Genomic DNA, 25,295 nt, shown 5'->3' on the forward strand with positions numbered 1-25,295 from the left:
TTAGTAGTGACAGAAAATTGCCCTGTTCTTACACCGGCTGAAAGACAGATCGCCGATGTCATTAAGCGTGCAGACAGGACGTTGGCTTCTGCGGTCTCTCTGGCTTTGGAAGAGGCGGCCAAACAGGCTGCCGAGAACATGCGAGCAATCGGTCAGGACGACGCCACGCCGGTTCTACAATATTTTGCAAGCGTCGTTCATCAGCGAATGTACTGCCTAATGTGCGGTGCAGACCCGGACACTTTTGAAGGAGGCAATCCGGGTATCGCCTACCATGTCATCCGCAACAGTCAGAACATCGCCAAGAACTACTGGTCTGCGGATATCGAGCCCTACCCACTCAAGTAGTAGTGGGCTGTCTCGTGGCAGCCCGGCGCAGGCTGTTCAAGGGGCGCTAGTTCTGAATGAGCAAGGCGGGCAATGATGAGCGAGGGACAAGTTGCGCACCGAACTGCGGACGGAATAGCGCTGATGCTTCGAGCTCAAGTTTCCTAAATAGGCGTTATACCTCGAGGTTCGATTTATCAAGCACGTGACTCACCTGAGTAAGGCGTCGCCGGTTCAGATCCTTTCTAAAAGCTCGCTGCCGATCAGCGCATATCCTTACAAAACTGGGCTATACGCGCGCATCCTTCGCCGAGTTTCTCCATGCTCGTGGCGTAGGAAATACGGAAGAACGGGCTCATTCCGTAAGCCGCCCCTTGCACGGTCGCGACATGATGCTCTTCGACGAGTGCCATGACGAAATCGACATCGGTCTCGATCTTTCGACCGCCCTTGCTGGTCTTGCCGATCAGCCCTGAGATATTCGGGTAGATGTAGAAGGCGCCTTCGGGCCTGTGGCAGCGCAGCCCTTCCACCTCCGACAGTTTGGCGAGGACGAAGTCGCGTCTTTCCTTGTAGATAGCGGCACGTTCCTTCAAGAGATCCTGAGGACCGTCCAGGGCTGCGGTCGCCGCAGCCTGCGTCAGCGTCGCGATTCCGCCGCCATTCTGTCCGTTGACGTTGCTGACAGCGGCGATCAAGTCTTTCGGCCCGGCACAAAAGCCGAGCCGCCAGCCTGTCATTGCGTAAGCCTTGGAAACGCCGTTCATTGTGAGGACGCGATCATAGAGCCTGGGCTCGACTTCCGCGATCGTGCAGAACTGAAAATCGTCATAGACCAGGTGTTCGTAGATGTCGTCGGTCATGATCCAGACATTGGGATGTCGCAGCATAACCTCGGCGATGGCAGCCATCTCCGCCCGGGAGCAGGCGGCGCCGGTCGGATTGTTCGGGAAATTCAGGAAGAGCCACTTTGTGCGCGGCGTGATCGCCGCCTCCAGATCCTCGGGACGCAGCTTGAAGCCGGCCTGCTCGTGGCAGGGGACAGCGACCGGGACGCCGCCGGCGAATTTGACGATGTCGGCGTAGCTGACCCAGGAGGGTGTCGGAATGACGACCTCGTCGCCGGGATTGCAGGTTGCCAGCATGGCATTGAAGATCACCTGCTTGCCGCCGCCCGAGACGACGATCTGGCTGGCATCATAGTCGAGATTGTTGTCCCGTTTGAACTTCCTGATGATGGCGGACTTCAGCGCCGGTGTCCCATCCATCGGAGGATATTTCGTATCGCCTGCAAGAGCAGCCGCATGAGCGGCCTCGATCGCGTGTGCCGGGGTGGGGAAATCCGGCTCGCCGGAGGAGAGGCTGACGACCTTGATCCCCTTTGCGGCCAGTTCCCTGGCGCGCTGGGTCATGGCGGCGGATGCGGAGATGGAGACGTTTTTCAGGCGGTCAGCGATGACGGACATCGACATGGTCCTTCGATGAGAGATGGGAACGGGAAACCGCCCGCGGGCGGTCGGGATTGTGTCAGTCGGCGAGTTCGGCGGCAGGCGCGAGCGCAGCACCCGTGGCTTCGATCTCGCCGCGCACGATGCCGGCAAGCTCCAGGGCGCCGGGTGTGTCGCTGTGGACGAGAATGGAGCGGGCCGGCATCGCGATCACGGCCCCGTCGATTGTCTTAACGGTTCCTTCGACGAGGAATTGCCGGACACGCGCACGCACCGAGGCTTCGTCCTTGATGACGGCGCCAGCGAGGCCGCGCGCGACAAGTCTGCCCTCAGCGTCATAGGCCCGGTCGGCCAGGTAAAGCGCCAGCGTCTTCAAACGTGCGCGTCTGGCCGCCTGTTGAATCTCGCTGCCTGAAGTGACGAAGACGACGAGGCCGGCATCCACGGTGGCGATCGCATCCATCATCAGATCGGCCAGCACAGGATCGCGGTTGACCATATTGCCCATGGCCGCGTGGAAGCTGATGTGGGACACAGTGACACGCTCGCTTCTGGCGATCGCCATCAGGGCGCCGAGCTGATAGAGCATCTGCTGGCGAAGCTCATCTGCCGTAAACGGTATTTCGCGCCGGCCGAAGCCGAGCCGATCAGGCAAACCGGGATGCGCGCCGATGCCGACGCCGTTCAGCTTCGCAAGCCGGACCATGCGTCCCATCGTATCCGGGTCGCCGCCATGGAAACCGCAGGCGATGTTGGCCGACGAGACGAGTTGCATCATCGCCTCGTCGTCGCATAGCCGGTAGGGACCGAATCCTTCGCCCATGTCGGAATTCAGATCGATCTTCATCAGTTCCTCCTTTTGACGGCCTTTTGGACGACACGCATTAGGTCATCGCCTTCAAGGCGCGCTTGACCATTCGGGATGTCTGCCTGACATCCTCGACATAGCGGGCGACAGCCTGTTCCACCCTGCGCGCCTCCGCATGCGTCGAGCGAACGAACTTCAGACGGGCGCCGATGCGGGCTTGGCCGAGCCGCCAGAGGTCGCATTCGATCACGCCGGCGATCTTCGGATAGCCGCCGGCGGTGTTCGCATCACTCATCTGCACGATCGGTTCGCCGCCGGGCGGAACCTGGATCACGCCGGGCACGACGCCGTGAGAGCGCATCTCGATGGACGCCGTCGGCTTGATCGGTTCGCCGGACAGGCGATAGCCCGTCCGGTCGCTGCGGGAGGAAATCCTCCAGGTCTGGCTCCAGAAGGCTTCGCCATCTCCGGCGAAAAGATCATGCTCGCCGGCCGGCAGGGCGCGGATCTGCAGCGTGCCATCGACCGGAGTTCCGAAAACATCGCGCAATGCCACGGACGGTTCGACGACGGCGAGACCAGAGGCCGGCAGCATGGCGATCTCGGCGTCCTCGCCGACCGCGATCCGATCGCCCTTCGCCAGAGGCCGGCCGGCATTGCCACCGAAACCGCCGCGGAGCGACGTACTTCGCGAACCCATGACAACGGGAATATCCAGCCCGCCTCCGAGCGCAATATAGGAGCGCGCGAGCCGCGGCGGCTGCTTCAGTTCGAGAACCTGTCCGGGCTCTGCGAGATAGGCGCACCAGGGAAGCAGTTCCGATCCGTTGAGATGAGGATTGCCGTCGGCACCAGTCACGGCAAAGACGACGCGCTGCTCGAAACGGAGGCTGAACGGGAAGGTCTGCACCTCTATCGCGGCGGCATTTTCATCATTGCCGACGAGAATGTTGCCGATCCGGACCGCCAGCGGATCCATCGCGCCGCTTGCCGATACGCCGATGTCGCGGTAGCCGGGTCGGCCAAGATCCTGCACCGTGTTGAAGGGGCCGCTTTCCAAGATCTCGATCATAGCTCGATTCCTGCTGGCAGGAACCGGACGGTATCTCCCGGCGCCATCATGGCGGGGCTCGGTGACGCGGGGTCGAACATCTCAAGTGTCGCATAGCCGATGGAATTCCAGCCATTCGGACCTGTGAGCATGGCGACGCCGGTCTGCATGCCGCCGATGGTCACGCAGCCCTTCGGCATCTTCAGCGACGGCACGGTCTTTCGCGGCATGTAGATACGTGGATCGAGGCCATGCAGATAACCGAAACCCGGTGCGCTGCCCAAGGCGAAGACACGATAGGTGGCCTCATGATGGATGCGGACGACCTCGCGGTCGCTCAAGCCCGAGAGATCGCAAAGGGCCGGAAGATCCGTTGCATATTCGCCGCCATAATGGACGGGGATCTCGATGGTCTTGCCGTTGAGATCGATGCTGCGGGCATTCTCCCATGCCTCCAGCAGCCGGGCGACCACCGTATCGGGATCCTCGGGCGTCTCCTTGAAGATCACCAGCAGATTGGTCATGCCGGGGATGTTTTCCGCAAGGTCCGGCCAGCCCTTCACGGTCTGGGACAGAGCCCAGATCCGCCGCTGCGCGACGAGGTCGAAATCACCTGGCGCCTCGAGCAGGAAGGATCTGGCGCCGATCGAGGAAACCCGCGCCAGGCTTTTGGTGGCCGGAACGATTTCGCGTTGCGATGCATGTCTGTTCGTCGTGACGATCATGATGGGAGCCTGATTTCGAACAGAGGATCGCCGAAGCCGACCAGTGCGCCGGGCTCGGCGAGCAGCCTGGTCAAAACACCGGAAAGACCGGCGCGAAGGGGGAGCAGGATGTGCCCTACCCCGACAAAGCCGACGATATCCGCATCGGATACGGAGCGCGGCAGATTCTGCGGCGCGGCGGAGGCGGCCGGGTGCTCGACACAGAAGCGGCCGGCCATCGGCGCCTTCACGACGGCCGACGCGGAGCCGGGAGCCAAACCGGGAGCAGGAGGCGTCGCTTCGGTCGAACTGATCCGGGCGCCGTCTTTTCCGGCGACGACGATGCGAAGCTGTCCGCCCGGCCGGGAGATTTCAAGACCGTCCACACCGGCGGCCGTCAACGCTTCGGTGAGCAATGCGATGGTCGCCGGATCGCTGAAATCGATCGCGCTCATGCCGCCCTCCGCAGCTTCAGCCATTGTTCGAGATAGTGAATGTCCGTCTCGCCGTGCGCGAATGCGCCATCTTCGAACAGGGTACGCAGGAAGGGGATATTGGTGGAAATCCCCTCGACCTCGGTGCCGGCAAGTGCCTCGCGCATTCTTGCCATCGCTTCGGCCCGCGTCGGCGCATGGACGATCAGCTTGGCGATCAGCGAATCGTAATAGGGCGAGACCTTATAGCCGGCATGAATATGCGTATCGACGCGGATGCCTGACCCTGCAGGCAAAGCCAGATGGGTGACGACACCCGCCGACGGCAGGAAGGTTTCCGGATCTTCGGCGTTGATGCGGCATTCGAAGGAATGGCCTTTGCATGTCACATCGCCTTGGGTGAGATCCAGAACGTGACCCTGAGCGGCTTTTATCTGCGCCTGGACGATATCGACACTGCTCGTCATCTCGGTGACGGGATGTTCGACCTGAAGTCGGGTGTTCATCTCGATGAAATAGAAGGCGCCGTCCTCATAGAGGAATTCGAAAGTTCCGACGCCTCGGTAACCGATCTGAAGGCAGGCCTGCACGCAGGCCAGACCGACCGGCTGGATGATGTCGGGTGCGATCCCCGGCGCCGGCGCCTCCTCAACCACTTTCTGATGGCGGCGCTGCATCGAGCAATCTCGGTGTCCGAGCCACACGGCATTGCCGTGATCGTCGCAAATAACCTGTATCTCGATGTGGCGCGGATGCTGGAGGAATTTCTCCATGTAGAGCGAGGGTGAACCGAAGGCTTTGCGGGCCTCTTCCCGCGTCAGTGTGATTGCCTCATGGAGCAAATCGGCGCTTGGCACGACGCGCATGCCGCGTCCGCCGCCGCCGCCGGCTGCCTTGATGATGACAGGATATCCGATTTCCAGCGCTGTGCGCTCGATCGTGGCAGGGTCGTCGGGCAGCGCGCTGTCCGGACCGGGAACGCAGGGGACGCCGGCCGTCATCATCGCGCGTTTTGCCGAGATCTTGTCGCCCATGGTCGCAATCGAGGAGGTGGTCGGGCCAATGAAGATCAGCCCTACCTTTTCGACGGCGTCTGCGAAGGCGGCATTTTCAGACAGAAAACCGTAACCCGGATGAATGGCGCCCGCGCCAGCGAGACGCGCAGCCAGAAGGATGGCATCCTGATTGAGATAGCTCTTGGCGGCAGTCGACGGGCCGATACAGAGAAAACTGTCTGCGGTCTTGCCGTAAGGCGCTTGCCTGTCGGCGTCGGAGCAGATGGCGACCGTCTTCAGGCCGAGCTCGCGGCAGGCGCGCTGGATTCGGGCTGCGATCTCGCCGCGATTGGCGATGAGGACGGTATCGAAGCGGCTGGTCGCAGATTGTTCAGTCGTTTCCGGCATCAGCCAATCTCCGCCAGCAGATCGCCGGTCTCGACCTCGCCGTCGTCGATTTCGGTGAGGTGTGTAATGCGCCCTGCCCGCGGCGCGGCGATCGTGTTGAAGACCTTCATTGCCTCGATGATGAAAAGGGTTTGCCCCTCCTCCACCTCGTCACCGATTGCGACGAATGGAGGTTCCCCGGGCGCCGGGGTCCGGTGCAGAACGCCGAAGACGGGTGCCTTCACCGCATAAGAGGTTTTCCCATCGCTTGAAGGCGTATCGAAGCCGTCATCATAGGCAAGGCTTGCGGGCGACCCTGCCTTTTGCGGGGGCTCGGCAGCAGCCTCCTGACCCTGCGACGTGCGGAAAATCCGAACCGTCACGTCCTTTTCAGTCACAATCAGCTCGGTAATGTTCGATCGTCCGACAAAGTCGATCAGCGTCTTGATCTTCGAGAGGTCCATGTGCGTGCTCGGAATTTCATATTCCACCGCGCATAGCTGAAGTTTCAGATCGCCCGGCGTTGTGATTTTCGTAGCACGACGCGCCGACTGATGGGGTCAGACGAAGTTTTGATGGAGCGCAATCGGCTTGCGGGAACCTATCGTCGGCGATGGCGTCCGTGTCAGAACCCTGCTTCCTTTTGATGCCGTACGGCGAGGATCGTCAAAATGTCGCCATCAATACGATAACGGGCGACGTATCCACTATCTCCAAAATCGATGAGCAACTCCCGGTATTGCTCAGGCAAGTCCTCGATGAGGCGTCCAATATGGGGATGTGCGCCGAGGACTCTCAAGCCGTTGAGGATAGTTTCGGCTGCGCGCTTCGCGGCCGATGGGTTTTTCAGCCGTAAGAACTCCCGGAGCCGCTCAAGGTCGCGGATTGCGGCGGGGGAGAACACTACTTGTGGCATTCGGGTGCGGACAACTCGTCGTCAGTTCCCCAAGTCGAAAGCCATTTTTCGACCTCGGCGCCCGTGACATGCAGTCCTGTCGCTTTAAATTCATTCCAGGCGTCAAGCGTCTCCTGTCGCAGTGCCTCACGCTTCTCTTCGCGCTCAACATACTGCGCAATAGCTTCACGCATGATCCAGTGGGACGAGCGGCGGCGAGCTTCGGCCAGTTGCTGAACGCGGCCCTTTAGCTCATCATTGAGCTTGAGCGAGGTTGGCGATGCCATCAGACCTCCTTAGTTAAAGGTATTACCTAGCGCTAACTTAAGCTTACCCGCGGTGTTTGTCTATGAATGCGTTCAACGAACGCACAATGCTTTTCTGACGGATCATGGCCGTTACGAGGCTTTCCGACCGTGAACTAAAGGGTCGGTGACATCATTGACCGCGGCAAGTGTTCCCATGTCCCCCTATGCGTAGCCGGTTCCGGCATCGTCAATTCTTCGGAGCAGCGATGCTCTCCCGCAAGATCAGGCTGCTGCGGATGACGGTGCGAACCGCCGCCGTATTCTGCCTCTGGCCAATGGCGTCGAGCAGGAGATCCACCGCCGCGCGCCCCATCTCTTCCACCGGCTGCTTAATAGTCGAGAGCGGCGGAGAGCAGAATTCGCAGACGGGGGAGCCGTCGAAGGAGACGACGGACAAGTCACCGGGAATGCTGAGGCCCGTCCGCTGGATACGGCTGACAAAAGAAATGGCCATGTCATCGCTGGTCGCGATGACGGCTGTCGGTTTCTCAGTCAACTCGGCGAAATCATCCGCCGCCTGGACACCAATGTCGAAGCCGTGCTGATAATCGAGATGACCACCCGAGCGATGCACCGAGCCCTCGGACAATCCTGCCGCCTCAAGCGCCTCGAGCACGCCGCCATAACGCTCGACATCGTGATAATTGCCTTCAGGCCCCGCAAGATAGAAGAACCGCCGATGACCCAATCGGATCAGTTCGGCCGTGACGTCGCGCACGGCTTCGCGGTCGTTGGTCACGACGCTTTGCAGGCCGGCATCGCTCATGTCGAGCAGCATCGACACGATCGGCAGGCCGGAATTTGCCAGCGAGCGCCCGTCGACCTCCGGAAGCTTTGACGACAGGATGATGGCTCCGCGCACGCTGCCGCCGAAGGCGAGGTCGAGAATGTGCCGTTCGGAAATCTCGTCGCGATCGAGGTTGGCGATCATCAGGTTGTAGCCGCCCTGGATCAGCGATTTATTGATACTCTGCAGCACCTGCGGAATGACCTGGGAAGCACCATAGTAGAGCGATCCCGGCAGGATGATCATGATGATGTTGGATTTGCCGACCCTGAGGCCGCGCGCCATGGCGTTCGGCGTGTAGCCCAGTTGCCTGGCCGCGGCATTGATCTTGGCGCGCGTCTTCTCGTTGACCCGTCTGGGATTGGCGAGCGCCCGGCTGACTGTTGATATCGCAACGCCAGCGAGCCGCGCCACATCGGCCATCAACGCGCCCGATGGCTCCTCTCCGACCACATCCTTGTTTTTGTTCATGTTTACTTCATTCTCCCGGATGTTTCGAATTGCAACTCTAAGGCAGGCGGCGATTTATAGCAAACGTTTGCCAAAAACCGCTTGCTTAAAAAACCGGCTTGGCTATTATCTAGCCATGGCAAACGATTGCCATTTCTTAATGCATTGAAAATCCATGGCTTATTGGATGCGGAACGGCTCTTCCGCACGCGGGTAGGTCATGCCTCGAGAAATGGACAGGTTATGGCTACTGGCGACAGGCTGCGCTTCGGCGTCGATCTCGTGACATTCTTCCATCCCGGCTTTTGGGGCGTCGACAGCCATGATGCGATCGTCGGTTATGCCCGTGCCGAGCCCCGCGCCTTCTGGGACAAGATTCTCGACAGCGTCCAGGCCTCCGGCGTGACCGGCGTCGAGCTGACCTTCTCTCCCTTCAACTGGCAGGACGCGATCAAGACCTACGGTTCCGTCGACGCCTTCGCAGCCGAGCTGACAAGACGCGGCCTGACGCTGTGCAGCGGCTTCTTCGCGGAACTGGAGGCGGCCGGCGACTTCGCCGAGCCCGAGGCCCAGCGCGCGCTGATCGACAAGGCGGAACGCTATGCCGACTTCCTGAAAGCCTGCGGCAGCGACATCATGGTGATCGGCGCGCCCTTGCGCCAGACGCTCGGCGCCCAGCCGGTGCAGTTCCATGATTTCGACCGCGCCAAGGTGATCGCCGATTTCCTGAACCGGCTCGGCGCGACCCTCTATGCCAGGGGCGTGCGGCTTGCGCTGCACACCGAGGCGCACTCGACCTTTGCCGCCGCGCGCGACGTCGATCTGATGATGCTGCTCACTGATCCGGCCTATGTGCACATGTGCCCGGACACGGCCCATATTATCGTTGCCGGCTCCGATCCCGTCCAGCTCGTCGATCGCCATCACGAGCGCATGATCATCGCCCACTGGAAGGATGCGATCGGCCCCATGCCCGCCGACACGCCGATCGACAAACATATCCATGAACGTCACCAGCCCTATTTCTGCAGCTTCGGCCTCGGACGGGTCGATTGGCCGGCCTGGATCCGGCTGCTGCGCGACCGGGCCTTTGAAGGCTGGGCGATCCTCGAACTCGATGCCGCGCCCGATCCCGTCCGCGACATCGCCAACGGGCTCACGCTCGTCCGGCAGGCGCTCCTGCCAATCTATCGCTGACTGTCATTCCTAAGACAACAAAAACGCCCCGCAAAGAGGGCATTTTCAAGAGGTGGAACAATGAAGAACATGATGAAGCTTTTTCTTGCCGGCGCAGCAATCGTCGGCCTATCCGCTTCGGCGCATGCTGAGGACAAGCCGACGATCGAGATCATGTCGTCCTGGACGTCGGGCGGCGAAGCGGCGGCCCTCAACGTCATCAAGACCGAGTTCGAAAAGCGCGGCGGCGTCTGGAAGGATTCCTCGATCGCCGGCTTCGGTGCGGCCGATGCCGCCTTCCAGAACCGTATCGTCGCCGGTGACGCGCCCGGCGCCAAGCAGGGCGTCATCGGCCTTGGTGCCGCCGATTTCATCAACCAGGGCCTGTTCAATCCGATCGACGACGTGGCCGCCGCCGGCAAATGGGCCGACGCCCTGCCGAAATCGATCCATGATCTCATCTCCTATGACGGCAAGGTCTATCTCGCGCCGACCGGCGCCCATGGCGAAAGCTGGCTCTTCTATTCGAAGGAAGCCTTCGAGAAGGCCGGCATTTCGCAAGAGCCCCAGACCTGGGACGAACTCTTTGCCGATCTCGACAAGCTGAAGGCTGCCGGCATGGTTCCGGTCGCCTGGGGTGGCCAGCCCTGGCAGCAGACCAAGGTCTTCAACATGATCCTGCTCTCGCAGGTCGGGATCGACGGCTTCCTGAAGATCTATGTCGATAAGGACAAGAGCCAGGCATCCGTCGAGGGTGTGAAGAAGACCCTGGAAATCCTCGGCAAGCTGCGCGGTTATGTCGATGCCGGTGCCGCCGGCCGCAACTGGAACGATGCGACCGCCATGCTGATCACCGCCAAGGCCGGCGTGCAGTTCATGGGCGACTGGGCCAAGGGCGAATTCACCGTTGCCGGCAAGGAGCCGGGCAAGGACTATGGTTGCATGATCGTTCCGGAGTCGAAGGGCATGGTCTACATCGCCGATGCCCTCTGGTTCCCCAAGACCGGCAAGGCCGAGACCGACAAGGCCCAGAAACTTCTCGCCGAAGTCGTCATGGATCCGGCTATCCAGGTCGAATTCGCCCTCAAGAAGGGCTCGGTTCCGATGCGCGCCGACCTCGACAAGTCCAAGCTGGACGCCTGCGCCCAGAAGGGTGTCGAGCTGATGGCCGCGGGTGCGATCGTGCCGGATCAGGCGATCGTGCTGACGCCCCAGCAGGTCGGCGCACTCGACGACTTCGTCGACGAGTACTGGAGCGGCGGCTCGAATGATGCGGCCCCCGCGGCCGAGAATTTCTTCGCCATCTTCGAGTAGCATAGTACCCTTGGCGTCGGCCTGATGTCGACGCCACGGCTGCCGGCTGCCGCCTCGTGCGGCGGCGCGCGCCCTGCTTCCACTCCGTCAACGAGCTGGCCGATGTCCATCAAACGCAAGCCCAATCTCTCTGCCACCATCGCGCTGCTGCCGACATGGTTCGTCGCGGTCGTGGTCTTCATCGGCACCATGGCTTGGTCGATCCGCCTGTCCTTCACCAATTCGACGCTTTTTCCGTCCTCGACCTATGTCGGCTTCGCGCAATATTCGAAACTCTTCTCTTCCGCCAAGTGGCTGGCCTCGCTGCAAAACGTGTTGATCTTTGGCGTCCTCTACGTCGCAGGTTGTTTGCTGCTGGGCTCTCTGCTGGCGGCGGCGCTGGATCGTAAGATCCGCTTCGAAAGCGCCTTCAGGACCATATTCCTCTATCCCTACGCCATGTCCTTCGTGGTGACCGGGCTGATCTGGCAATGGATGCTCAATCCGACGCTCGGCATCCAGGCAAGCGTGCGTTCGCTCGGCTGGGAAAGCTTCGTCCTCGACTGGGTGGTCAATCGCGACATGGCGATCTATGCACTGGTGCTTGCCGGCGTGTGGCAGGGCGCGGGGCTCGTCATGGTCATTGCGCTTGCCGGCATGCGCGGCATCGAGGCCGAGCAATGGAAGGCGGCGCGGATCGACGGCATTCCCGTCTGGCGCATCTATGTCTCGATCATCCTGCCCCAGCTCGGGCCGGCGCTGGCCGCGGCCGGCATGCTGCTCGCCATGGGCGTGATCAAGACCTATGACATCGTCGTCGCCATGACCAATGGCGGTCCCGGCAATGCGACAGAGGTGCCGGCGAAATTCATCATGGACAATCTGTTCGGGCGCCAGAACCTCGGCCTCGCGACAGCAGGTGCGACGGTGCTTGTCCTCGGCGTGATCATCGCAGTAGCGCCGTTCCGTTACGCCCTGCACATGCGCGACAGAGCAAAGGGAGCCGCGTGATGGCCCGTCCGCATCCAAACGGCCCGAAGCCGGCACAGATCACCGCCGGACGCATCGGCCTCTATGCCTTCCTTGTCGTCGCCGCACTTTTCTTCCTTCTGCCGCTCTACACCATGGTCGTCACCTCGCTGAAGTCCATGGACGAAATCCGGCTCGGACAGATCTTTGCCCTGCCGGCCACGTTCGATTTTTCTGCCTGGGCGACCGCCTGGTCGGGCGCCTGCATGGGAACCGTCTGCGTCGGCATTCGCAGCGGCTTCTGGAATTCGGTGGCGATCACCCTTCCCTCGGTCGCGCTGTCGGTCTTCATCGGCGCCGTCAATGGCTATGCGTTGTCGCTCTGGCGGCCGCGCGGGGCAAACCTGCTCTTCGGCCTGCTGATGGCCGGCGGCCTCATCCCCTACCAGATCTTCCTCTATCCGATGGTCCGGGCGATGGCGAATATCGATCTCTATAATTCGCTCGCCGGTATCATTCTCGTGCATGTCATCTTCGGCCTGCCGCTGGTGACGCTGCTCTTCCGCAACTATTTCGTCAGCGTGCCGGAGGAGCTGTGCAAAGCGGCGCGCGTCGACGGCGCGGGCTTCTGGCGCATCTTTTTCGAGATCATGCTGCCGATTGCCGTGCCGATGGTCGTGGTGGTCGCCATGCTGCAGTTCACCGGCATCTGGAACGACTTCCTGCTCGGTCTCGTCTTTGCCGGGCGCGACAACCTGCCAATGACCGTGCAGCTCAACAATATCGTCAACACCACGATGGGCGAGCGAACCTACAACGTGAACATGGCGGCGACGATCCTGACCGCCATCGTTCCGCTTGCCATCTATTTCCTGTCCGGCCGCTGGTTCGTGCGCGGCATCGCGGCCGGCGCAGTCAAGGGGTAACGCTTCCATGCAATCTGCCGTCTCCGTCAAGGACCTGAAGATCGCCTATGGTGACCATACGGTGATCGAGAAGATGTCGATCGACATCGCGCCGCGAGAGTTCCTGGTGCTGCTCGGCCCTTCCGGCTGCGGCAAGTCCACGCTTTTGAACGCCATTGCCGGTCTCCAGGATATCACCGCCGGCGAGGTCTGGATCTCGGGCAAGAACGTCAGCTGGGAGGAGCCGAAGGACCGCGGCATCGGCATGGTCTTCCAATCCTACGCGCTCTATCCGCGTATGTCGGTCCGCAGGAACCTCTCCTTCGGACTTCGCGTCGCCGGTCTGCCGAAGGCCGAAATCGAGGCCCGTGTCGCCCGCACCGCCGCGCTCCTCCAGCTCGACAAGCTGCTCGACCGGCGTCCTGCCGAATTATCGGGCGGCCAGCGCCAGCGCGTCGCCATCGGCCGGGCGCTGGTGCGCGAAGTGGATGTCTTCCTGTTCGACGAACCGCTGTCGAACCTCGATGCCAAGCTGCGCAACGAATTGCGCGTCGAGATCAAGAAGCTGCACCAGCGCCTCGGCAATACGATGATCTACGTCACCCACGACCAGGTCGAGGCCCTGACCCTTGCCGACCGCATCGCCATCATGCGCGACGGCGTGATCCAGCAGCTTGCCTCGCCGGCCGAGATCTACCGCCGCCCGGCCAATCTCTTCGTTGCCGGCTTCATCGGCGCTCCGGCGATGAATTTCATCGAGGGCCGGATCGAGCGCGGCAACGGCGCGCTGGTCTTCCGGAGCAAGGAGCTCACTGTCGATCTCTCCGGTTATTCCTTCCGGGCGGACGCAGCGGAAGGACCGGCAACGCTCGGCTTTCGCCCGGAACACCTTGTGCTCGATGGCGCCACCAGCGGCCTGCCCACCATTCCCGGTCGCGTTTCCGTCGTCGAGCCGATGGGTTCGGACGCGGTCGTCTGGTTCGACTGGGCAGACCAGAGCCTTTCGCTCCGGCTCATGGGCGATGTCACCCTGCAGCCTGGCGATGCTCTGGCTCCCGGGCTCGATATCGCCAGGGCGTCCCTCTTCGGCGCTGACGGATCGCGGCTGTGACGCACCATCCCTTTGTTTTCCCGCAATTCCGGGTGCGTTTCGCGCCGTTTTGAGGATTGCTCCAGGACAGGATTTGAAAAGACATGTCTGAGATCGTCTATGATGCGCTGGTGATCGGCTCCGGCGCGGCGGGTTCCTTTGCGGTCAAAGAACTGACAGCCCAAGGGCTGTCGGTGCTGCTGCTCGAGGCCGGGCCCGCCGTCGGGCCGAAGGATTTCGATCCCGCGCGCAAGAAGGCGCCGGCAAGCAGCATCAATATCTGGGAGCGCGCGCGGGCCACCCTCAAGGGTCAACCGATCCAGGCGCGCGCGGCGTTTTTCACCGAGCGCTTCAGCCACTTCTTCGTCAACGATCGCAAGAACCCCTATACGACGCCGAAGGGCGAGCCCTTCCTCTGGATCCGAGGCCGCCAGGGCGGTGGGCGCCTCCACAGTTTCGGCCGGGTGCTGCTGCGCTGGACCGACGACGATTTCAAGATCCGCTCACGCGCCGGAAAGGGTGTGGACTGGCCGGTCTGCTATGAAGAACTGGCGCCGTTCTACGACGAAGTCGAGACCTATCTCGGGCTCTACGGCAACAAGGACAACGTGGCCACGTTGCCGGACGGCGTCTATGCGAAGCCGGCAAGCCTGACGCCCGCCGAACAGATCTTCAAGCAGGCGGTCGAAAACCGCTGGCCGGAAAGGCACGTCGTCTCCTGGCGCTACATCGCGCCGGACGCCGACCGCATGCCGCGACCGCTACGAGACGCTCAGGCGACCGGCCAGCTGACAGTCCGTTACGACGCCGTCGTTCGTCGTATCACCACGGATGAGAAAACCGGCCGCGCCACCGGCGCTGAGTTCATCGATCGCAACACGGGCGAGGTATCGACCGCGCGCGCCGCGACAGTGGTGCTTTCGGCCTCGCCGATAGAGAGCGTGCGGCTGCTCTTGAATTCGGCTTCGGCGAAACATCCTGATGGGCTCGGCAACAGCTCGGGCGTTCTCGGCCGATATTTCATGGACCAGCTGCCGTGCCTCGCCTTCGGCTCCTTTTCCAAGGCGAAGGGCTGGGCGGCGGACGATTCCGCGCCGACCGATCCGTTTTACAATCCGTCGGGCGGGGTCTTCATTCCCCGCTTCGGCGAGGGCGACGCCGCCCGCGGTGATTTCGACTACCAGGGAAGCGTCGGCCGGGCGCCGGTCTCCGGGGAGACCGATGCGCGTCTCGCCTTCTTCGGTTTCGGCCGCATGCTGCCCTATGCCGACAACCGCATCACGCTCGATGTCAGGCGTAGGGATGCCTGGAACATTCCCGTGCCGCATATCCGCTGCGTCATGCAGGAGGAGGAGCAGGCGCTGCTCAGAAGGCAGGAGGAGACGTTGATCGCCATGATCAAGGAGATTGGCGGCGACCTCGAATTTATCGGGTCGCCCACCGGGCTCAAGGAAATGGGCAAAGGCGCCTTTCCCGAAGCCGACGCCTTCAGCCGCTTTATGTTCCGTAAATGGTTCCGCAAGACCATGTGCATGGGCGCGGCAATCCACGAGACGGGCGGCGCGCGCATGGGCGAAACCCCTGAGGCTTCGGTGCTCAACCCCTACAACCAGGTCTGGGATGTCCCGAACCTCATCGTTACCGACGCCAGCGCCTTCCCCGGCAGCGGCATCGCCGGCACCACGCTCACCGTCATGGCTCTGACGATCCGCGCCTGCCGGAATCTTGTCGACCAATACCGGACGGGACGGCTGTAGCCTCGCTTGGAACGCGAGACCTGGGTAAACCGTTTCAGCCTTCGATCAGTGGTCGTCATATAAACTTCGCACTGACATGCTCCTGTCAACGAAAGCAGGAAGGGAAACCCATGTCGCGAACACCTCAGGACCAACTCAGCCGCATAAAGGCCGAAATCGCTGACAGCTTCGATGAAGAGCTGGAAATGCAGATGGAGGAGGACCGGCTGGACGATCTGGTCGCCGAAGGAATGTCGGAACCGGCGGAGCAGACGCTCGAGCGAAAGATCTACTTCCGGGAGCTTTTCCGCTTGCAGCACGAACTGGTGCGGCTGCAGGATTGGGTCCAGCATAAGAAGCTGAAGGTGGTGGTGCTATTCGAAGGCCGGGATTCGGCGGGCAAGGGAGGCGCGATCAAGCGCGTGACCCAGCGGCTCAATCCGCGCGTCTGCCGGACGGTCGCGCTGCCCGCCCCTACCGAGCGGGAACGCCATCAATGGTATTTTCAGCGTTATGTCCCGCATCTTCCGACCGGTGGCGAGATCGTGCTCTTCGACCGAAGCTGGTATAATCGCGCCGGTGTCGAGCGCGTGATGGGGTTCTGCACCCCCGATGAACTCGAGGAGTTCTTTCGCTCGGTGCCTGAATTCGAACGCATGCTGGTCCGCTCCGGAATCGTGCTGATCAAATACTGGTTTTCGATCACCGACGAGGAGCAGGAGTTCCGCTTCAATATGCGTATCCACGATCCGCTGAAGCAATGGAAGCTGTCACCGATGGATATGGAAAGCCGTATCCATTGGGAGGAGTACACCAAAGCCAAGGAAGAAATGCTGGCGCGTACCCACACGGAGGAGGCACCCTGGTGGGTGGTACAGGCCGTAGACAAGAAACGGGCGCGTTTGAATTGCATCGCCCATCTTCTGGAGCAGATCCCTTACGAGGATGTTCCCAAACCGGAGATCCAGTTGCCGGACCGCATCCGTAACGCCGATTACAACAGGGCGCCGGTTCCGCCTGAAATGTATGTGCCGGAGCGCTATTGAATTATAGCATGCATCGTCGTCGCTCACCGGCAGGAAACCATCGCCGCCGCCGACAGGGTTCTTTACATGGACGGCGAAGGCCTGCGACCTCTCGGTCCGCCAAAGGAAGTCATCAGCCTGCAGCTGGGCGAAAGCCTGAGCACGCGTTGACGGCATGACGTCGCGCCGGCGATTTCGGATTACCTCAGGCGGCGCTGCCAGCCACGCCGTCCAACCGCTTGAGAGCCTCATCCGGCAGCACCAGCCGGGTGGCGGCGAGATTTTCCCTGAGATGGCCGACGGAAGAGGTGCCGGGGATCAGCAGGATATTTTCCGCGCGATGCAGCAGCCAGGCGAGCGCCACCTGCATGGGCGTGGCACCAAGGCGTGCGGCGACATCGGAGAGGGTGGATGACTGCAGCGGGGTGAACCCGCCGAGCGGAAAGAACGGGACATAGGCGGTGCCGTCGCGCGCGAGGTCATCGATCAGCCTGTCGTCGGCCCGGTGCGCCAGATTGTACTGGTTCTGCACGCAGACGATCTCGGTGATCCCACGCCCCTCAGTGATCTGTTTGGATGTGACGTTGCTCAGCCCGATGTGACGGACCAGGCCTTGCCGCTGGAGATCGGCGAGCACCGTCAGGGGCGCTTCGATCGACCCTTCGGCCGGGCCGTGCACGTCGAACATGATCCTGAGATTGACGACATCAAGCACATCGAGGCCGAGATTGCGGAGATTGTCGTGCACTGCCGCGGTCAGTTCTTCACGCGAGAAGGCCGGCATCCACGATCCGTCCGTGCCGCGCCGGGCGCCGATCTTGGTGACGATGACGAGATCGTCGCGATAGGGATGCAGCGCTTCGCGGATGATCTGGTTGGTGACGTGCGGGCCATAGAAGTCGCTGGTGTCGATGTGGTTTACGCCGCTCGAGACCGCCTCTCGCAGCACGGCCAAAGCCGCGCCATGATCTTTGGGCGGGCCAAACACGCCGGGCCCGGCAAGCTGCATGGCGCCATAGCCAAGCCGCTTCACGCTGCGGCCGCCGAGGTTGAACGTCCCGGACTGATCGATAGTGGGCATGACCTAATTCCTTTCAAGAGATGACGCCAAGATAGGCCCAAGATAAGCATTGTCGGCACGCGTGAAAATTGGATACAATCCGCACAGGCTGTGCGGAGTGGCGAACAGTGAAAGCGGATCTGGGTGATCTCAATGCCTTCGTTGCCGTGGCGCGTGCCGGCGGTTTTCGCGAAGGCGCGCGCGTCAGTGGCAGCAGCGCCTCCTTCCTCAGCGAAGCGGTGCGTCGCCTGGAGGGCCAGCTCGGCGTCAGGCTGCTCAACCGGACGACACGCAGCGTCGTCCCGACCGAAGCGGGCAAGGGCCTGCTGGAGCGGCTCGGCCCTGCTTTGAGCGAGGTGGAGTCTGCCCTCGACGTCGTCAACGGATTTCGCGACAGGCCGGCCGGCGCCTTGCGCCTCAATGTGCCGGTCAGCGCGGCGCGGCTGGTTCTGCCCGCCATCGTTCCACCATTCCTCGCCGCCTATCCCGATATTCGGCTGGAGGTGGTCACCGACGAGAGCTTTGTCGACGTGATCGCGGCGGGCTGCGACGCCGGAATCCGCTATGACGAGCGGTTGGAGCAGGATATGATCGCAATACCGATCGGGCCACGCGTCCAGCGCTTTGCCATCGCAGCCTCCCCCGACTACCTCGATCGCCGTGGCCGGCCGCAACATCCGAGCGAGCTGCTCGGCCATGCCTGTCTGTTGGGTCGCTTTGCCAGCGGTGCGATGACGGCGCCGTGGGAGTTCGAGCGCGATGGCGAGATCGTGCGGGTCGATCCGACGGGGCCGCTGATCGTGCGGGTCGGCGGAGCGACCGATTTGGCCGTCGATGCAGCGATATCAGGAACAGGGATCGTCTGCCTCTTCGAGGACTGGCTGCGCCCGCATATCGACAGTGGCGCGCTCGAGCCCATCCTCGAACCGTGGTGGCAACGCTTCTCCGGGCCGTTCCTCTACTATCCCGGGCGTCGGCTGGTGCCGGCGCCGCTCCGTGCATTCATCGACTTTGTCAAGGCATCGGCTACTGCATAATTCCTTAGGCGGAATCGATAAGCTAAAATGATGCAGCAATTCAAAGTGTTACAACATCCTTTGAACGTCTAAAAGATGCGGCGCAGTAAGCGGCCTTAATGGCTGACGATGCGTTAAAGCTTGACCTCGGCATTGTCGCCCATATCCGGTTTGGTGTTCGAGACTGCTGCCGCCGCCATCTTGATATAGCTGATGATCGTGCCCGGGCTGTCCCAATATTCGGCTGAGGCCGGCGTCATCTTGAGGATGCGGATGGAAGGATCGTCGGGATTGTCCCACCACGCCTTTGCCGGCGTCGCCCATAATTCCCTGATTCTCTCCCGGTCGTTTTGCACCTCGGCCGTCCCTGATACGGAAACATATTTCTGTCCCTTGGTGTCGGCAAAGGCGAGGCACACGTTTGGCCAGCAAGTGATTTCATCGTCCTTGTGACTGCTGACATCCGTCAGAAAATAGATCGCATTCTCGAGCTGCGCGGTATAGGCGGACATCGGGCGGGCTCGCAGATCGTCGCCGCTGCGGGTCGTCAGCATGCAAAACCCGATCTTGTCGATCAACTCCCATACCCGTGTCGCGTCGTCTTGATTGGCCATCGTCATCTCCATCTGTGCAAGAGACGAAGTAACCGTCTACCGACGCCGATGTTCCCAGTCGGCCGGTCTAATGAGCCGATTCCTAAGATGATCGAGGCAGGCGTCGATCAATGGACGCTTGGGGTTTTCATGACCATTGCGAAGTCCTCGGCGACCAGTTCGCTGACGGCGATGAGAACCTCCTCCCGGGAAAAGCCCGATGTCAGAGCGCGTTGAATCAGATCCTGCAGATCCGGCTCCACGATATCGCGGCAATCCTCGAGGCGTTCTTCCGAAACGGTGAGGCTATTGAGTTCGTCCATTGTCTGTCCTTTCAGGGGAATGTAACCGTCAAAGCCCGGGAAGGCTGGTGAGGATAAAGCTGCTAACGGGCGGCCACCGCCCGCTTCGGACCGGGCAGCAGGCCTTCACGCTGCATCTGCTTGCGTGCAGCCTTGCGACGGCTGATCGCCTGCGCCTTTTCCCTGACGCGCCGTTCGGACGGCTTCTCATAGGCGCGCCGTTCCTTCATTTCGCGGAACAGCCCTTCGCGCTGCATTTTCTTTTTCAAGACTCTGAGCGCTTGGTCGACATTGTTGTCTCTGACGAGTACCTGCATTTAGAGTTCTCCTTGTTTGGGACGGTGGCCCGATCGCCGCTCAGCCGAGCTGCTCGGCGATCAGAGCCTGCAATTCGCGGCGGGTGAGAAGGCATGGAAACGGCTTCCAGTTCCTGGGAGCATTGCGGACAGCCTCGCCATCCTCACGCGGATTCGCCGCCGCAACCGCGGTGGCTGTATGTGTGTTGTTCAAAAAGAAATCCTTTGCCGACCTTGGCCGGCGTTATCGATTGTTTGTGGGATTGCCCATCACGCAGCCTTAAGGCGCGCGCCGATGCATAAGCGTGTCAATCAGCAGCCGGCAACGGCTTAGATTTCCGCTTGGATCGGGTACATCAGCAACATAAGGCTCGGCGAGCACAATTGCAACGTGATAGCCCGGACGTGGCTCGGGCATCGCCAATCGCCTTCAGATATACTCCGCGCCATTTTATTCAAGTTATCCGGGTATAGTTTTTCCAAAATTTTCTTCAATTTTGCGCGAGTGTGACATTATTCCGCCGGAATGGAAGCAACGCGAAGACCGCCACCGAAATTAACCTTCTGTTAAATAGACCATTGACTTGTAGTATTAATAGGTTGTTAAAGGAGCCGCTCGCTGAGGTCGAAATTGACCCGCCAATAAACATTTAGGAGAGAGCCAATGGCTTCGCTGATACATGCAACTGATGATAGTGCAACATTTAAAGAAACCGACGTTATTTCCGGAAATCTGCTTTCCAACGATTCCTCCGACAACGGCCACCTGTTCCTGCGCGCATTTGACCAGCAGAGCGTTGGTGCCAAGCAGGGCAACAGCCAGGTTACCGAAATCCAGGGCGATTACGGCACCTTCTTCGTCAAGCCGGACGGCAGCTACACCTATGTCCTGAGCGACGCCGCCAAGATCGGTTTCGCCAACGGTGAATCGTTCCAGGAGAAGGTTTCCTACAAGATCTCCGACGGCAGCGGTCACACCGACGTCGGCCTGTTCACCCTGAACATCCAGGGCGTAACCCAGGTAAAGCCGATCGCTGTTGACGACCACTACAGCTTCACCGAAGGCGACGCTATCGGCGGCAACGTTCTGGACAATGACATTGCCGGCGACAATGGTCACCTCTTCCTTCGCCAGTTCGACGGCACGAATGTCAGCGCCAAGAGCGGCCCCGACGCTGTTACCGACATCGTCGGCGACTATGGCGTCTTCCACGTCAAGCCGAATGGCGAATTCACCTATGAGCTGACGGATGACCTGGCCGCTGGCCAGACCGTCACGGAAACCGTCCAGTACTACAAGATCTCCGACGGCGAAGGCCACACCGATGTTGGCGTTCTGACGCTCAATATCACCGGCAGCACCGACGCTCTTGTTTGATCAGCAGTTATAGATCAATGAGACACTACGCCCGCCGCGCAATCGGCGGGCGTCTTCGTATATCCGCCTGATTGACGCAAGTCCGCCGGGAGCCGATGATATTCCGATGGTCTGCAAAGCAGTATAATACTTTTTAGCTAGTTCTTATAAATGCCGGCGTGGCGTAGTCTTGATCTTCGGAGGACACGCCGTGACCGAACACATCGAAGCCAGGCAAGTCGAAACAGACGATCTGACGAAAGTCTGGTCCGTGACGGAGTTCTGCGCTCGTCACCGCATAGATGCCGAGGAACAAGCGCTGCTGCTCAAACTCTTCGGGCCGTTCGCGACCGCTTCCGAATTGCTTCACAATGCCAAGCGCGCGCCAAGGTTCAGATGAGGCCGCCTCCATTTCTTCAACGATGTTCTGACAAATCCCGGTAAGTCATTCGGTGAACGAACGGCGCAAGATATCGCCTGATCGGGTGACGCTCGCTATCTTGCCTCTCACACATTTAGGCAGTAATCGAAAGGGTGCGATCGTTGCATTTGGCGGAACCATCATCGTGAAAACGAGCGGCGCTGATATGGATCATGTCGATATCGTTGATGCTGTCTATCAGGCGGCGGTCCGTTCAGAATTATGGCCGGATACGCTGTGCGCGATCGTTGATTATGTCGGCGCGGTCGCCGGAAATATTGTCTATCAGGCGCCCGATGGCCGCGGCAGCTTTTTGATCCCCGGCCGCATGCGTGAAGATTTGAATGCGCTCTATCTTCAGCATTACACGGGCAACCCCTATGCCCGCGCCTTCGAGAAGGTAAAGCCGGGCGAGATTGCTGTCGGCAACAGGTTGATAGATGCAAAGGCCGTAAGGCATTCCGCGTTCTACGCCGATATCTGCGAGCCTCAAAACATCTTCAATCAGCTTTTCCTGCCGCATGCGAGCCTGCACGAGCGTGGAGGTATCGGCGGTGTCGCTCTGTTCCTGTCTCGTCAGCAAGACGAGCACGCCGCGGAGGCGGCAGCGCGGTTAGAGCGGCTGAGCCCGCATATGGCGCGGGCGATCGATCTTTCCTTTCAGGTAAATCGGATCGCCCGCGCACCCGAATTGCCGCAACAGCTGATCGATGCAATCGCGGATGCGGCCGTGCTGATCGATAGTCGGGGTGCCGTCCTTCTCTTGAATGCGGCAGCCGAAACACTGCTCAAGCAAGCCGACGGCATTTTTCTCAGCCGATCCGAGAGGCCCTCGCTTGCCGCCCATATTTCGAAGACATCCACCCGCCTAGTGAACGCCATTCGTCAGGCTTTGCTGATAGCCGATGGCGAAGACACGCCCTTCGACGGGACATTGTCGATCTCTCGGCCATCGGGTTTGCCGCCTTATCTGGTGATGATCACGCCGCTTGCACCGACAGCGGTTTCGATATGGGATGCGGTTGATAGCGGAGCGCGCGTGCTCATTCATATCGTCGATCCGGGAGCGAAGACGCGTCGGCAAGCGCAGCAACTGCAACACATCTTTGGCCTGACCGAAGCCGAAACCCGGGTCGCCGCACTGATCGGCAGCGGAATGAATCTGCCCGAGATTGCCCGGGTTCTTGGAATTTCGTCCAACACGGTAAAAACCCACACCGGCCGATGCTTTGGCAAAACGGGGGTGCGATCCCAGGCGGCTCTCGCCAGGCTGATTGCCTCGATCCCGATCGCCGGAAACAGGCCGGTGACGCCGTCCCGCACGAATGGAAAGAGCCGTCCGCGGCAATCGTAAATTTCTACAGCGCCGCGCGTCTTTTCGAGAGCCGCAAAGGACGCCAAGCGGCTGCGAGCCACCCTCCCCCCAATCTGGTGTTCGCGTCTCACCGCGTCGTATAACCGCCGTCGATCACCAGCACTTCGCCGGTGACATAACTCGCCGCCGCGGAGCAGAGGAACAATGCGGCACCCGCCACTTCCTCCGGCTGCCCGACGCGTCCCATCGGGGTCATGTTGCGCCAGGTCGGGAACCAGTCGGGATTGTCGATGCCGCCGCGCGACAGATCGGTCTCGATATAGCCCGGCGCGATGGCGTTGACGCGGATATTCTCGGCGGCAACTTCGCTGGCGAGGCTTTTCGTCATCATGTGGACCGCCGCCTTGGAGGTATTATAGGCGACCTGGTTCTGGGGAATGTTGGACACGATGCCCGATATCGAGCCGATATTGAGGATGGCGCCGCCGCCTTGGCGCCGCATCGGTGCTAATGCGGCGCGGCAGGCACAAAAGACGGCGTCGACATTGACGGTCATGATCTCGCGCCAGATGGCATCGGAAAACTCGCCGCTGTCGCCATGAATGGCGATGCCGGCATTGTTGACGAGGATGTCGAGCCGTCCTGCTCGTGAAAGGGTCTCAGTGACGAGTTCGTCGGCAGAGCTTTCCTTCATCAGGTCGGCGGCGATGAAATCACAATCGACGCCGGCCTTGGAAAGTCGGTCTTCCGCCGCTGTATTACGGCTTCGTCCGGTGATGATGATCTTGGCGCCCGCCTCGCCGAGCGCCTCGGCGATGGCAAGCCCGATGCCGCGCGTGCCGCCGGTGATCAACGCCACCTGTCCGTTCAGGCGAAATCTGTCGAAGATCATGTCCGTTTCCTCCCGGCGGTTGTTGAAGGCGATCGCACTTTCGTCAGATGTCGGCACTCTGCGGCAGGATAACGAGATCGCGGATAGTAATGTTGCGTGGGCGCGTCAGCATGAAAAGCACGGCTTCGGCCACTTCGTTCGCCTCCATCAGGCCGCCCGCGGCGAGCGCGTCATCCAGCTTCTCCTGCGGCCAGTCGCTGAGAAGGGCGGTGACCACGGGGCCGGGAGCGACGGCGCCGACGCGCAATCCATGCTTGGCCACCTGCCGCCTCAGCGTATGGACGAATGCCTGGACCGCATGTTTCGAGGCGGTGTAGATCGGCTCCCAGACGACCGGGATCATGCCGGCAACGGAACTCGTCAGGATGATATCGCCGGTCTTGCGCTCGACCATATGCGGCAGAACGGCATGCACCGAACGGAATGCGGCGTTGATGTTCAGATTGAGCATCCGGTCCCAGGCATCGGGGTCGCCACCCAATACCTCACCGCCGATGTAAGAGCCGGCATTGGCGTGGAAGATATCCAGCTGGCCCGCTTTTTCGAGAATTTGCGGCATCATCCCTTCAACGCTTTTCGGATCGGTGAGATCGATGACCAAGGGAATGGCTTTGGCGTCGAGTGTCGAGCAGATTTCCTTCAAGGCGTCTTCATTTCGGTCGACCAGCACGACCCGAGCGCCCGCGGCAAGCATGGTCTTGGCGCATTCAAGGCCGATACCCGACGCCGCCCCGGTGACGGCCGCGACTTTTCCAGACAGATCCTGTCCCATTTTCTTCCTCTACTTTCGGTTGCTTTAGGCTCGGCCGTGCGAAATCCGCGATCGGCGTGCCAGCGAGTCGACGATGACGGCGACGGCAAGGACAGCGCCGGTGATCATGTATCGAAGCGATGACGACAGATCGAGAAGCGTCAGCCCGCTGGCGATCGACTGGATGACGATGATGCCGAGAAGGGCTGAATAGGCACTGCCGCGCCCGCCGAAGAGGCTCGTACCGCCGATGACAGCCGCCGCAATAGCGTTGAGATTGACGTCGCCCGTACCGGCCTGCTGACTTGCCGTCGCCAGACGCGCGGCCGAGAGCACTCCGCCGGTTGCCGCAAGCAGGGCACACATGACGAAGGCGCTCGTATAGATGCGCGAGACGTTGATGCCGGAGCGGCGGGCAGCCTCCCTGTTGCCGCCGACGGCATGCATGGAGCGCCCCCATTTCGTGCGCGTCAGCGCATAGTTCATGGCGGCGACGAGCCCGAC

At 61.0% G+C, this 25,295-nt stretch carries 29 protein-coding genes and 1 pseudogene; 12 read left to right on the forward strand and 18 right to left on the reverse strand.

Going from position 1 to position 25,295, the window contains the following annotated elements:
• Nucleotides 1–6: 6 nt before the first annotated feature.
• A complete protein-coding gene (locus tag OIU37_RS32110; protein WP_264259831.1) occupies nucleotides 7–348 on the forward strand; it encodes a hypothetical protein in 342 nt (113 codons plus the stop codon).
• 242 nt (nucleotides 349–590) lie between these two features.
• Here OIU37_RS32110 and OIU37_RS32115 read toward each other — a convergent pair whose 3' ends face one another.
• The 10 genes from OIU37_RS32115 to OIU37_RS32160 all read right to left on the reverse strand — a co-directional run bounded on the left by OIU37_RS32115 (nucleotide 591) and on the right by OIU37_RS32160 (nucleotide 8,615).
• On the reverse strand, nucleotides 591–1,793 hold the full coding sequence (locus OIU37_RS32115) for a pyridoxal phosphate-dependent aminotransferase (RefSeq protein WP_180697158.1): 1,203 nt from the start codon (nucleotides 1,791–1,793) through the stop codon (nucleotides 591–593).
• A gap of 61 nt (nucleotides 1,794–1,854) precedes the next feature.
• The gene (locus OIU37_RS32120; RefSeq protein ID WP_264259832.1) at nucleotides 1,855–2,622 is read right to left on the reverse strand and encodes a 5-oxoprolinase subunit PxpA; all 768 of its coding nucleotides are present in this window, start codon (nucleotides 2,620–2,622) and stop codon (nucleotides 1,855–1,857) included.
• Between the two features lie 37 nt (nucleotides 2,623–2,659).
• A complete protein-coding gene (locus tag OIU37_RS32125; RefSeq protein ID WP_264259833.1) occupies nucleotides 2,660–3,655 on the reverse strand; it encodes a biotin-dependent carboxyltransferase family protein in 996 nt (331 codons plus the stop codon).
• Entirely contained in the window at nucleotides 3,652–4,359 is a 708-nt protein-coding gene (gene pxpB, locus OIU37_RS32130) for a 5-oxoprolinase subunit PxpB (RefSeq protein ID WP_180697161.1), read from the reverse strand. Before pxpB ends, OIU37_RS32125 begins: the two co-directional genes overlap by 4 nt.
• On the reverse strand, nucleotides 4,356–4,793 hold the full coding sequence (locus tag OIU37_RS32135) for an acetyl-CoA carboxylase (RefSeq protein WP_264259834.1): 438 nt from the start codon (nucleotides 4,791–4,793) through the stop codon (nucleotides 4,356–4,358). The genes pxpB and OIU37_RS32135 overlap by 4 nt, the downstream gene beginning before the upstream one ends.
• Nucleotides 4,790–6,175 carry an acetyl-CoA carboxylase biotin carboxylase subunit gene (gene accC / locus OIU37_RS32140; protein WP_264259835.1) on the reverse strand — a complete coding sequence of 462 codons (1,386 nt, stop codon included), beginning with the start codon at nucleotides 6,173–6,175 and terminating at the stop codon, nucleotides 4,790–4,792. The genes OIU37_RS32135 and accC overlap by 4 nt, the downstream gene beginning before the upstream one ends.
• The gene (locus OIU37_RS32145) at nucleotides 6,175–6,618 is read right to left on the reverse strand and encodes an acetyl-CoA carboxylase biotin carboxyl carrier protein subunit (RefSeq protein ID WP_264259836.1); all 444 of its coding nucleotides are present in this window, start codon (nucleotides 6,616–6,618) and stop codon (nucleotides 6,175–6,177) included. Before OIU37_RS32145 ends, accC begins: the two co-directional genes overlap by 1 nt.
• A 161-nt stretch (nucleotides 6,619–6,779) precedes the next feature.
• Complete coding sequence (locus tag OIU37_RS32150; RefSeq protein ID WP_129421247.1) at nucleotides 6,780–7,070, reverse strand: type II toxin-antitoxin system RelE/ParE family toxin; 291 nt, start codon at nucleotides 7,068–7,070, stop codon at nucleotides 6,780–6,782.
• Nucleotides 7,058–7,336: a CopG family ribbon-helix-helix protein gene (locus tag OIU37_RS32155; RefSeq protein WP_264259837.1), complete on the reverse strand. Its 279-nt coding sequence runs from the start codon at nucleotides 7,334–7,336 to the stop codon at nucleotides 7,058–7,060. The genes OIU37_RS32150 and OIU37_RS32155 overlap by 13 nt, the downstream gene beginning before the upstream one ends.
• Nucleotides 7,337–7,544: 208 nt before the next feature.
• Nucleotides 7,545–8,615, reverse strand: a complete 1,071-nt coding sequence (locus OIU37_RS32160) for a LacI family DNA-binding transcriptional regulator (protein ID WP_240605081.1) — start codon at nucleotides 8,613–8,615, stop codon at nucleotides 7,545–7,547.
• 222 nt (nucleotides 8,616–8,837) lie between these two features.
• Between OIU37_RS32160 and OIU37_RS32165 the strand changes: the two genes are divergently transcribed.
• From OIU37_RS32165 to ppk2, 7 genes are all read left to right on the forward strand, one after another.
• A complete protein-coding gene (locus OIU37_RS32165) occupies nucleotides 8,838–9,791 on the forward strand; it encodes a sugar phosphate isomerase/epimerase (RefSeq protein WP_264259838.1) in 954 nt (317 codons plus the stop codon).
• Between the two features lie 60 nt (nucleotides 9,792–9,851).
• Nucleotides 9,852–11,084, forward strand: coding sequence for an ABC transporter substrate-binding protein (locus OIU37_RS32170; protein WP_264259839.1), 1,233 nt, complete (start codon nucleotides 9,852–9,854; stop codon nucleotides 11,082–11,084).
• Between the two features lie 102 nt (nucleotides 11,085–11,186).
• Nucleotides 11,187–12,074, forward strand: a complete 888-nt coding sequence (locus tag OIU37_RS32175; RefSeq protein ID WP_264259840.1) for a carbohydrate ABC transporter permease — start codon at nucleotides 11,187–11,189, stop codon at nucleotides 12,072–12,074.
• Nucleotides 12,074–12,958, forward strand: a complete 885-nt coding sequence (locus OIU37_RS32180) for a carbohydrate ABC transporter permease (RefSeq protein ID WP_180697168.1) — start codon at nucleotides 12,074–12,076, stop codon at nucleotides 12,956–12,958. Before OIU37_RS32175 ends, OIU37_RS32180 begins: the two co-directional genes overlap by 1 nt.
• A gap of 7 nt (nucleotides 12,959–12,965) precedes the next feature.
• Nucleotides 12,966–14,048, forward strand: a complete 1,083-nt coding sequence (locus OIU37_RS32185; protein ID WP_264259841.1) for an ABC transporter ATP-binding protein — start codon at nucleotides 12,966–12,968, stop codon at nucleotides 14,046–14,048.
• 83 nt (nucleotides 14,049–14,131) lie between these two features.
• A complete protein-coding gene (locus OIU37_RS32190; RefSeq protein ID WP_264259842.1) occupies nucleotides 14,132–15,784 on the forward strand; it encodes a GMC oxidoreductase in 1,653 nt (550 codons plus the stop codon).
• Between the two features lie 110 nt (nucleotides 15,785–15,894).
• Nucleotides 15,895–16,809, forward strand: a complete 915-nt coding sequence (gene ppk2, locus OIU37_RS32195; RefSeq protein ID WP_264259843.1) for a polyphosphate kinase 2 — start codon at nucleotides 15,895–15,897, stop codon at nucleotides 16,807–16,809.
• A 184-nt stretch (nucleotides 16,810–16,993) separates the two neighbouring features.
• Here ppk2 and OIU37_RS32200 read toward each other — a convergent pair whose 3' ends face one another.
• Nucleotides 16,994–17,869: an aldo/keto reductase family oxidoreductase gene (locus tag OIU37_RS32200; protein WP_264259844.1), complete on the reverse strand. Its 876-nt coding sequence runs from the start codon at nucleotides 17,867–17,869 to the stop codon at nucleotides 16,994–16,996.
• Between the two features lie 107 nt (nucleotides 17,870–17,976).
• Between OIU37_RS32200 and OIU37_RS32205 the strand changes: the two genes are divergently transcribed.
• Nucleotides 17,977–18,885, forward strand: a complete 909-nt coding sequence (locus OIU37_RS32205) for a LysR family transcriptional regulator (protein WP_264259845.1) — start codon at nucleotides 17,977–17,979, stop codon at nucleotides 18,883–18,885.
• Nucleotides 18,886–18,998: 113 nt separating this feature from the next.
• Here the strand turns inward: OIU37_RS32205 and OIU37_RS32210 are convergent, their stop codons facing one another.
• The 4 genes from OIU37_RS32210 to OIU37_RS32225 form a co-directional block, all read right to left on the reverse strand.
• Entirely contained in the window at nucleotides 18,999–19,478 is a 480-nt protein-coding gene (locus OIU37_RS32210) for a pyridoxamine 5'-phosphate oxidase family protein (RefSeq protein WP_264259846.1), read from the reverse strand.
• A 107-nt stretch (nucleotides 19,479–19,585) separates the two neighbouring features.
• Entirely contained in the window at nucleotides 19,586–19,780 is a 195-nt protein-coding gene (locus OIU37_RS32215) for a hypothetical protein (protein ID WP_168312981.1), read from the reverse strand.
• 62 nt (nucleotides 19,781–19,842) lie between these two features.
• Entirely contained in the window at nucleotides 19,843–20,076 is a 234-nt protein-coding gene (rpsU, locus tag OIU37_RS32220; protein WP_264259847.1) for a 30S ribosomal protein S21, read from the reverse strand.
• Between the two features lie 40 nt (nucleotides 20,077–20,116).
• A complete protein-coding gene (locus OIU37_RS32225) occupies nucleotides 20,117–20,269 on the reverse strand; it encodes a hypothetical protein (RefSeq protein ID WP_168312983.1) in 153 nt (50 codons plus the stop codon).
• 450 nt (nucleotides 20,270–20,719) lie between these two features.
• Here OIU37_RS32225 and rapA2 point away from each other — a divergent pair, with 450 nt between their 5' ends.
• From rapA2 to OIU37_RS32240, 3 genes are all read left to right on the forward strand, one after another.
• Nucleotides 20,720–21,433, forward strand: a complete 714-nt coding sequence (gene rapA2, locus OIU37_RS32230) for a calcium-binding lectin RapA2 (protein ID WP_168312984.1) — start codon at nucleotides 20,720–20,722, stop codon at nucleotides 21,431–21,433.
• A gap of 190 nt (nucleotides 21,434–21,623) precedes the next feature.
• Nucleotides 21,624–21,812: a hypothetical protein gene (locus tag OIU37_RS32235; protein ID WP_168312985.1), complete on the forward strand. Its 189-nt coding sequence runs from the start codon at nucleotides 21,624–21,626 to the stop codon at nucleotides 21,810–21,812.
• A gap of 85 nt (nucleotides 21,813–21,897) precedes the next feature.
• Nucleotides 21,898–23,187: a helix-turn-helix transcriptional regulator gene (locus OIU37_RS32240; protein WP_264259854.1), complete on the forward strand. Its 1,290-nt coding sequence runs from the start codon at nucleotides 21,898–21,900 to the stop codon at nucleotides 23,185–23,187.
• An 88-nt stretch (nucleotides 23,188–23,275) separates the two neighbouring features.
• Here the strand turns inward: OIU37_RS32240 and OIU37_RS32245 are convergent, their stop codons facing one another.
• The 3 genes and pseudogenes from OIU37_RS32245 to OIU37_RS32255 all read right to left on the reverse strand — a co-directional run.
• Nucleotides 23,276–24,040, reverse strand: a complete 765-nt coding sequence (locus OIU37_RS32245) for an SDR family NAD(P)-dependent oxidoreductase (protein ID WP_264259848.1) — start codon at nucleotides 24,038–24,040, stop codon at nucleotides 23,276–23,278.
• A gap of 43 nt (nucleotides 24,041–24,083) precedes the next feature.
• A complete protein-coding gene (locus OIU37_RS32250; RefSeq protein ID WP_264259849.1) occupies nucleotides 24,084–24,812 on the reverse strand; it encodes an SDR family oxidoreductase in 729 nt (242 codons plus the stop codon).
• A 24-nt stretch (nucleotides 24,813–24,836) separates the two neighbouring features.
• Nucleotides 24,837–25,295: pseudogene (locus OIU37_RS32255) on the reverse strand (sugar ABC transporter permease); the annotation flags it as partial.

It is taken from the genome of Rhizobium sp. BT-226 (genome assembly GCF_025847085.2).
In the GTDB taxonomy this organism is placed as follows: domain Bacteria; phylum Pseudomonadota; class Alphaproteobacteria; order Rhizobiales; family Rhizobiaceae; genus Rhizobium; species Rhizobium sophorae.

What these genes read in the sequence shown, in the direction of transcription:
- OIU37_RS32150 (WP_129421247.1), bottom strand. Translation starts at nt 7,070, where the DNA reads ATGCCACAAGTAGTGTTCTCCCCCGCCGCAATCCGCGACCTTGAGCGG.
- OIU37_RS32215 (WP_168312981.1), bottom strand. Translation starts at nt 19,780, where the DNA reads ATGGACGAACTCAATAGCCTCACCGTTTCGGAAGAACGCCTCGAGGAT.
- ppk2 (WP_264259843.1), top strand. Translation starts at nt 15,895, where the DNA reads ATGTCGCGAACACCTCAGGACCAACTCAGCCGCATAAAGGCCGAAATC.
- rpsU (WP_264259847.1), bottom strand. Translation starts at nt 20,076, where the DNA reads ATGCAGGTACTCGTCAGAGACAACAATGTCGACCAAGCGCTCAGAGTC.
- OIU37_RS32155 (WP_264259837.1), bottom strand. Translation starts at nt 7,336, where the DNA reads ATGGCATCGCCAACCTCGCTCAAGCTCAATGATGAGCTAAAGGGCCGC.
- OIU37_RS32135 (WP_264259834.1), bottom strand. Translation starts at nt 4,793, where the DNA reads ATGAGCGCGATCGATTTCAGCGATCCGGCGACCATCGCATTGCTCACC.
- OIU37_RS32115 (WP_180697158.1), bottom strand. Translation starts at nt 1,793, where the DNA reads ATGTCCGTCATCGCTGACCGCCTGAAAAACGTCTCCATCTCCGCATCC.
- OIU37_RS32125 (WP_264259833.1), bottom strand. Translation starts at nt 3,655, where the DNA reads ATGATCGAGATCTTGGAAAGCGGCCCCTTCAACACGGTGCAGGATCTT.
- pxpB (WP_180697161.1), bottom strand. Translation starts at nt 4,359, where the DNA reads ATGATCGTCACGACGAACAGACATGCATCGCAACGCGAAATCGTTCCG.
- OIU37_RS32245 (WP_264259848.1), bottom strand. Translation starts at nt 24,040, where the DNA reads ATGATCTTCGACAGATTTCGCCTGAACGGACAGGTGGCGTTGATCACC.
- OIU37_RS32165 (WP_264259838.1), top strand. Translation starts at nt 8,838, where the DNA reads ATGGCTACTGGCGACAGGCTGCGCTTCGGCGTCGATCTCGTGACATTC.
- OIU37_RS32190 (WP_264259842.1), top strand. Translation starts at nt 14,132, where the DNA reads ATGTCTGAGATCGTCTATGATGCGCTGGTGATCGGCTCCGGCGCGGCG.
- OIU37_RS32175 (WP_264259840.1), top strand. Translation starts at nt 11,187, where the DNA reads ATGTCCATCAAACGCAAGCCCAATCTCTCTGCCACCATCGCGCTGCTG.
- OIU37_RS32200 (WP_264259844.1), bottom strand. Translation starts at nt 17,869, where the DNA reads ATGCCCACTATCGATCAGTCCGGGACGTTCAACCTCGGCGGCCGCAGC.
- OIU37_RS32210 (WP_264259846.1), bottom strand. Translation starts at nt 19,478, where the DNA reads ATGGCCAATCAAGACGACGCGACACGGGTATGGGAGTTGATCGACAAG.
- OIU37_RS32250 (WP_264259849.1), bottom strand. Translation starts at nt 24,812, where the DNA reads ATGGGACAGGATCTGTCTGGAAAAGTCGCGGCCGTCACCGGGGCGGCG.
- accC (WP_264259835.1), bottom strand. Translation starts at nt 6,175, where the DNA reads ATGCCGGAAACGACTGAACAATCTGCGACCAGCCGCTTCGATACCGTC.
- OIU37_RS32170 (WP_264259839.1), top strand. Translation starts at nt 9,852, where the DNA reads ATGAAGAACATGATGAAGCTTTTTCTTGCCGGCGCAGCAATCGTCGGC.
- OIU37_RS32145 (WP_264259836.1), bottom strand. Translation starts at nt 6,618, where the DNA reads ATGGACCTCTCGAAGATCAAGACGCTGATCGACTTTGTCGGACGATCG.
- rapA2 (WP_168312984.1), top strand. Translation starts at nt 20,720, where the DNA reads ATGGCTTCGCTGATACATGCAACTGATGATAGTGCAACATTTAAAGAA.
- OIU37_RS32185 (WP_264259841.1), top strand. Translation starts at nt 12,966, where the DNA reads ATGCAATCTGCCGTCTCCGTCAAGGACCTGAAGATCGCCTATGGTGAC.
- OIU37_RS32120 (WP_264259832.1), bottom strand. Translation starts at nt 2,622, where the DNA reads ATGAAGATCGATCTGAATTCCGACATGGGCGAAGGATTCGGTCCCTAC.
- OIU37_RS32180 (WP_180697168.1), top strand. Translation starts at nt 12,074, where the DNA reads ATGGCCCGTCCGCATCCAAACGGCCCGAAGCCGGCACAGATCACCGCC.
- OIU37_RS32160 (WP_240605081.1), bottom strand. Translation starts at nt 8,615, where the DNA reads ATGAACAAAAACAAGGATGTGGTCGGAGAGGAGCCATCGGGCGCGTTG.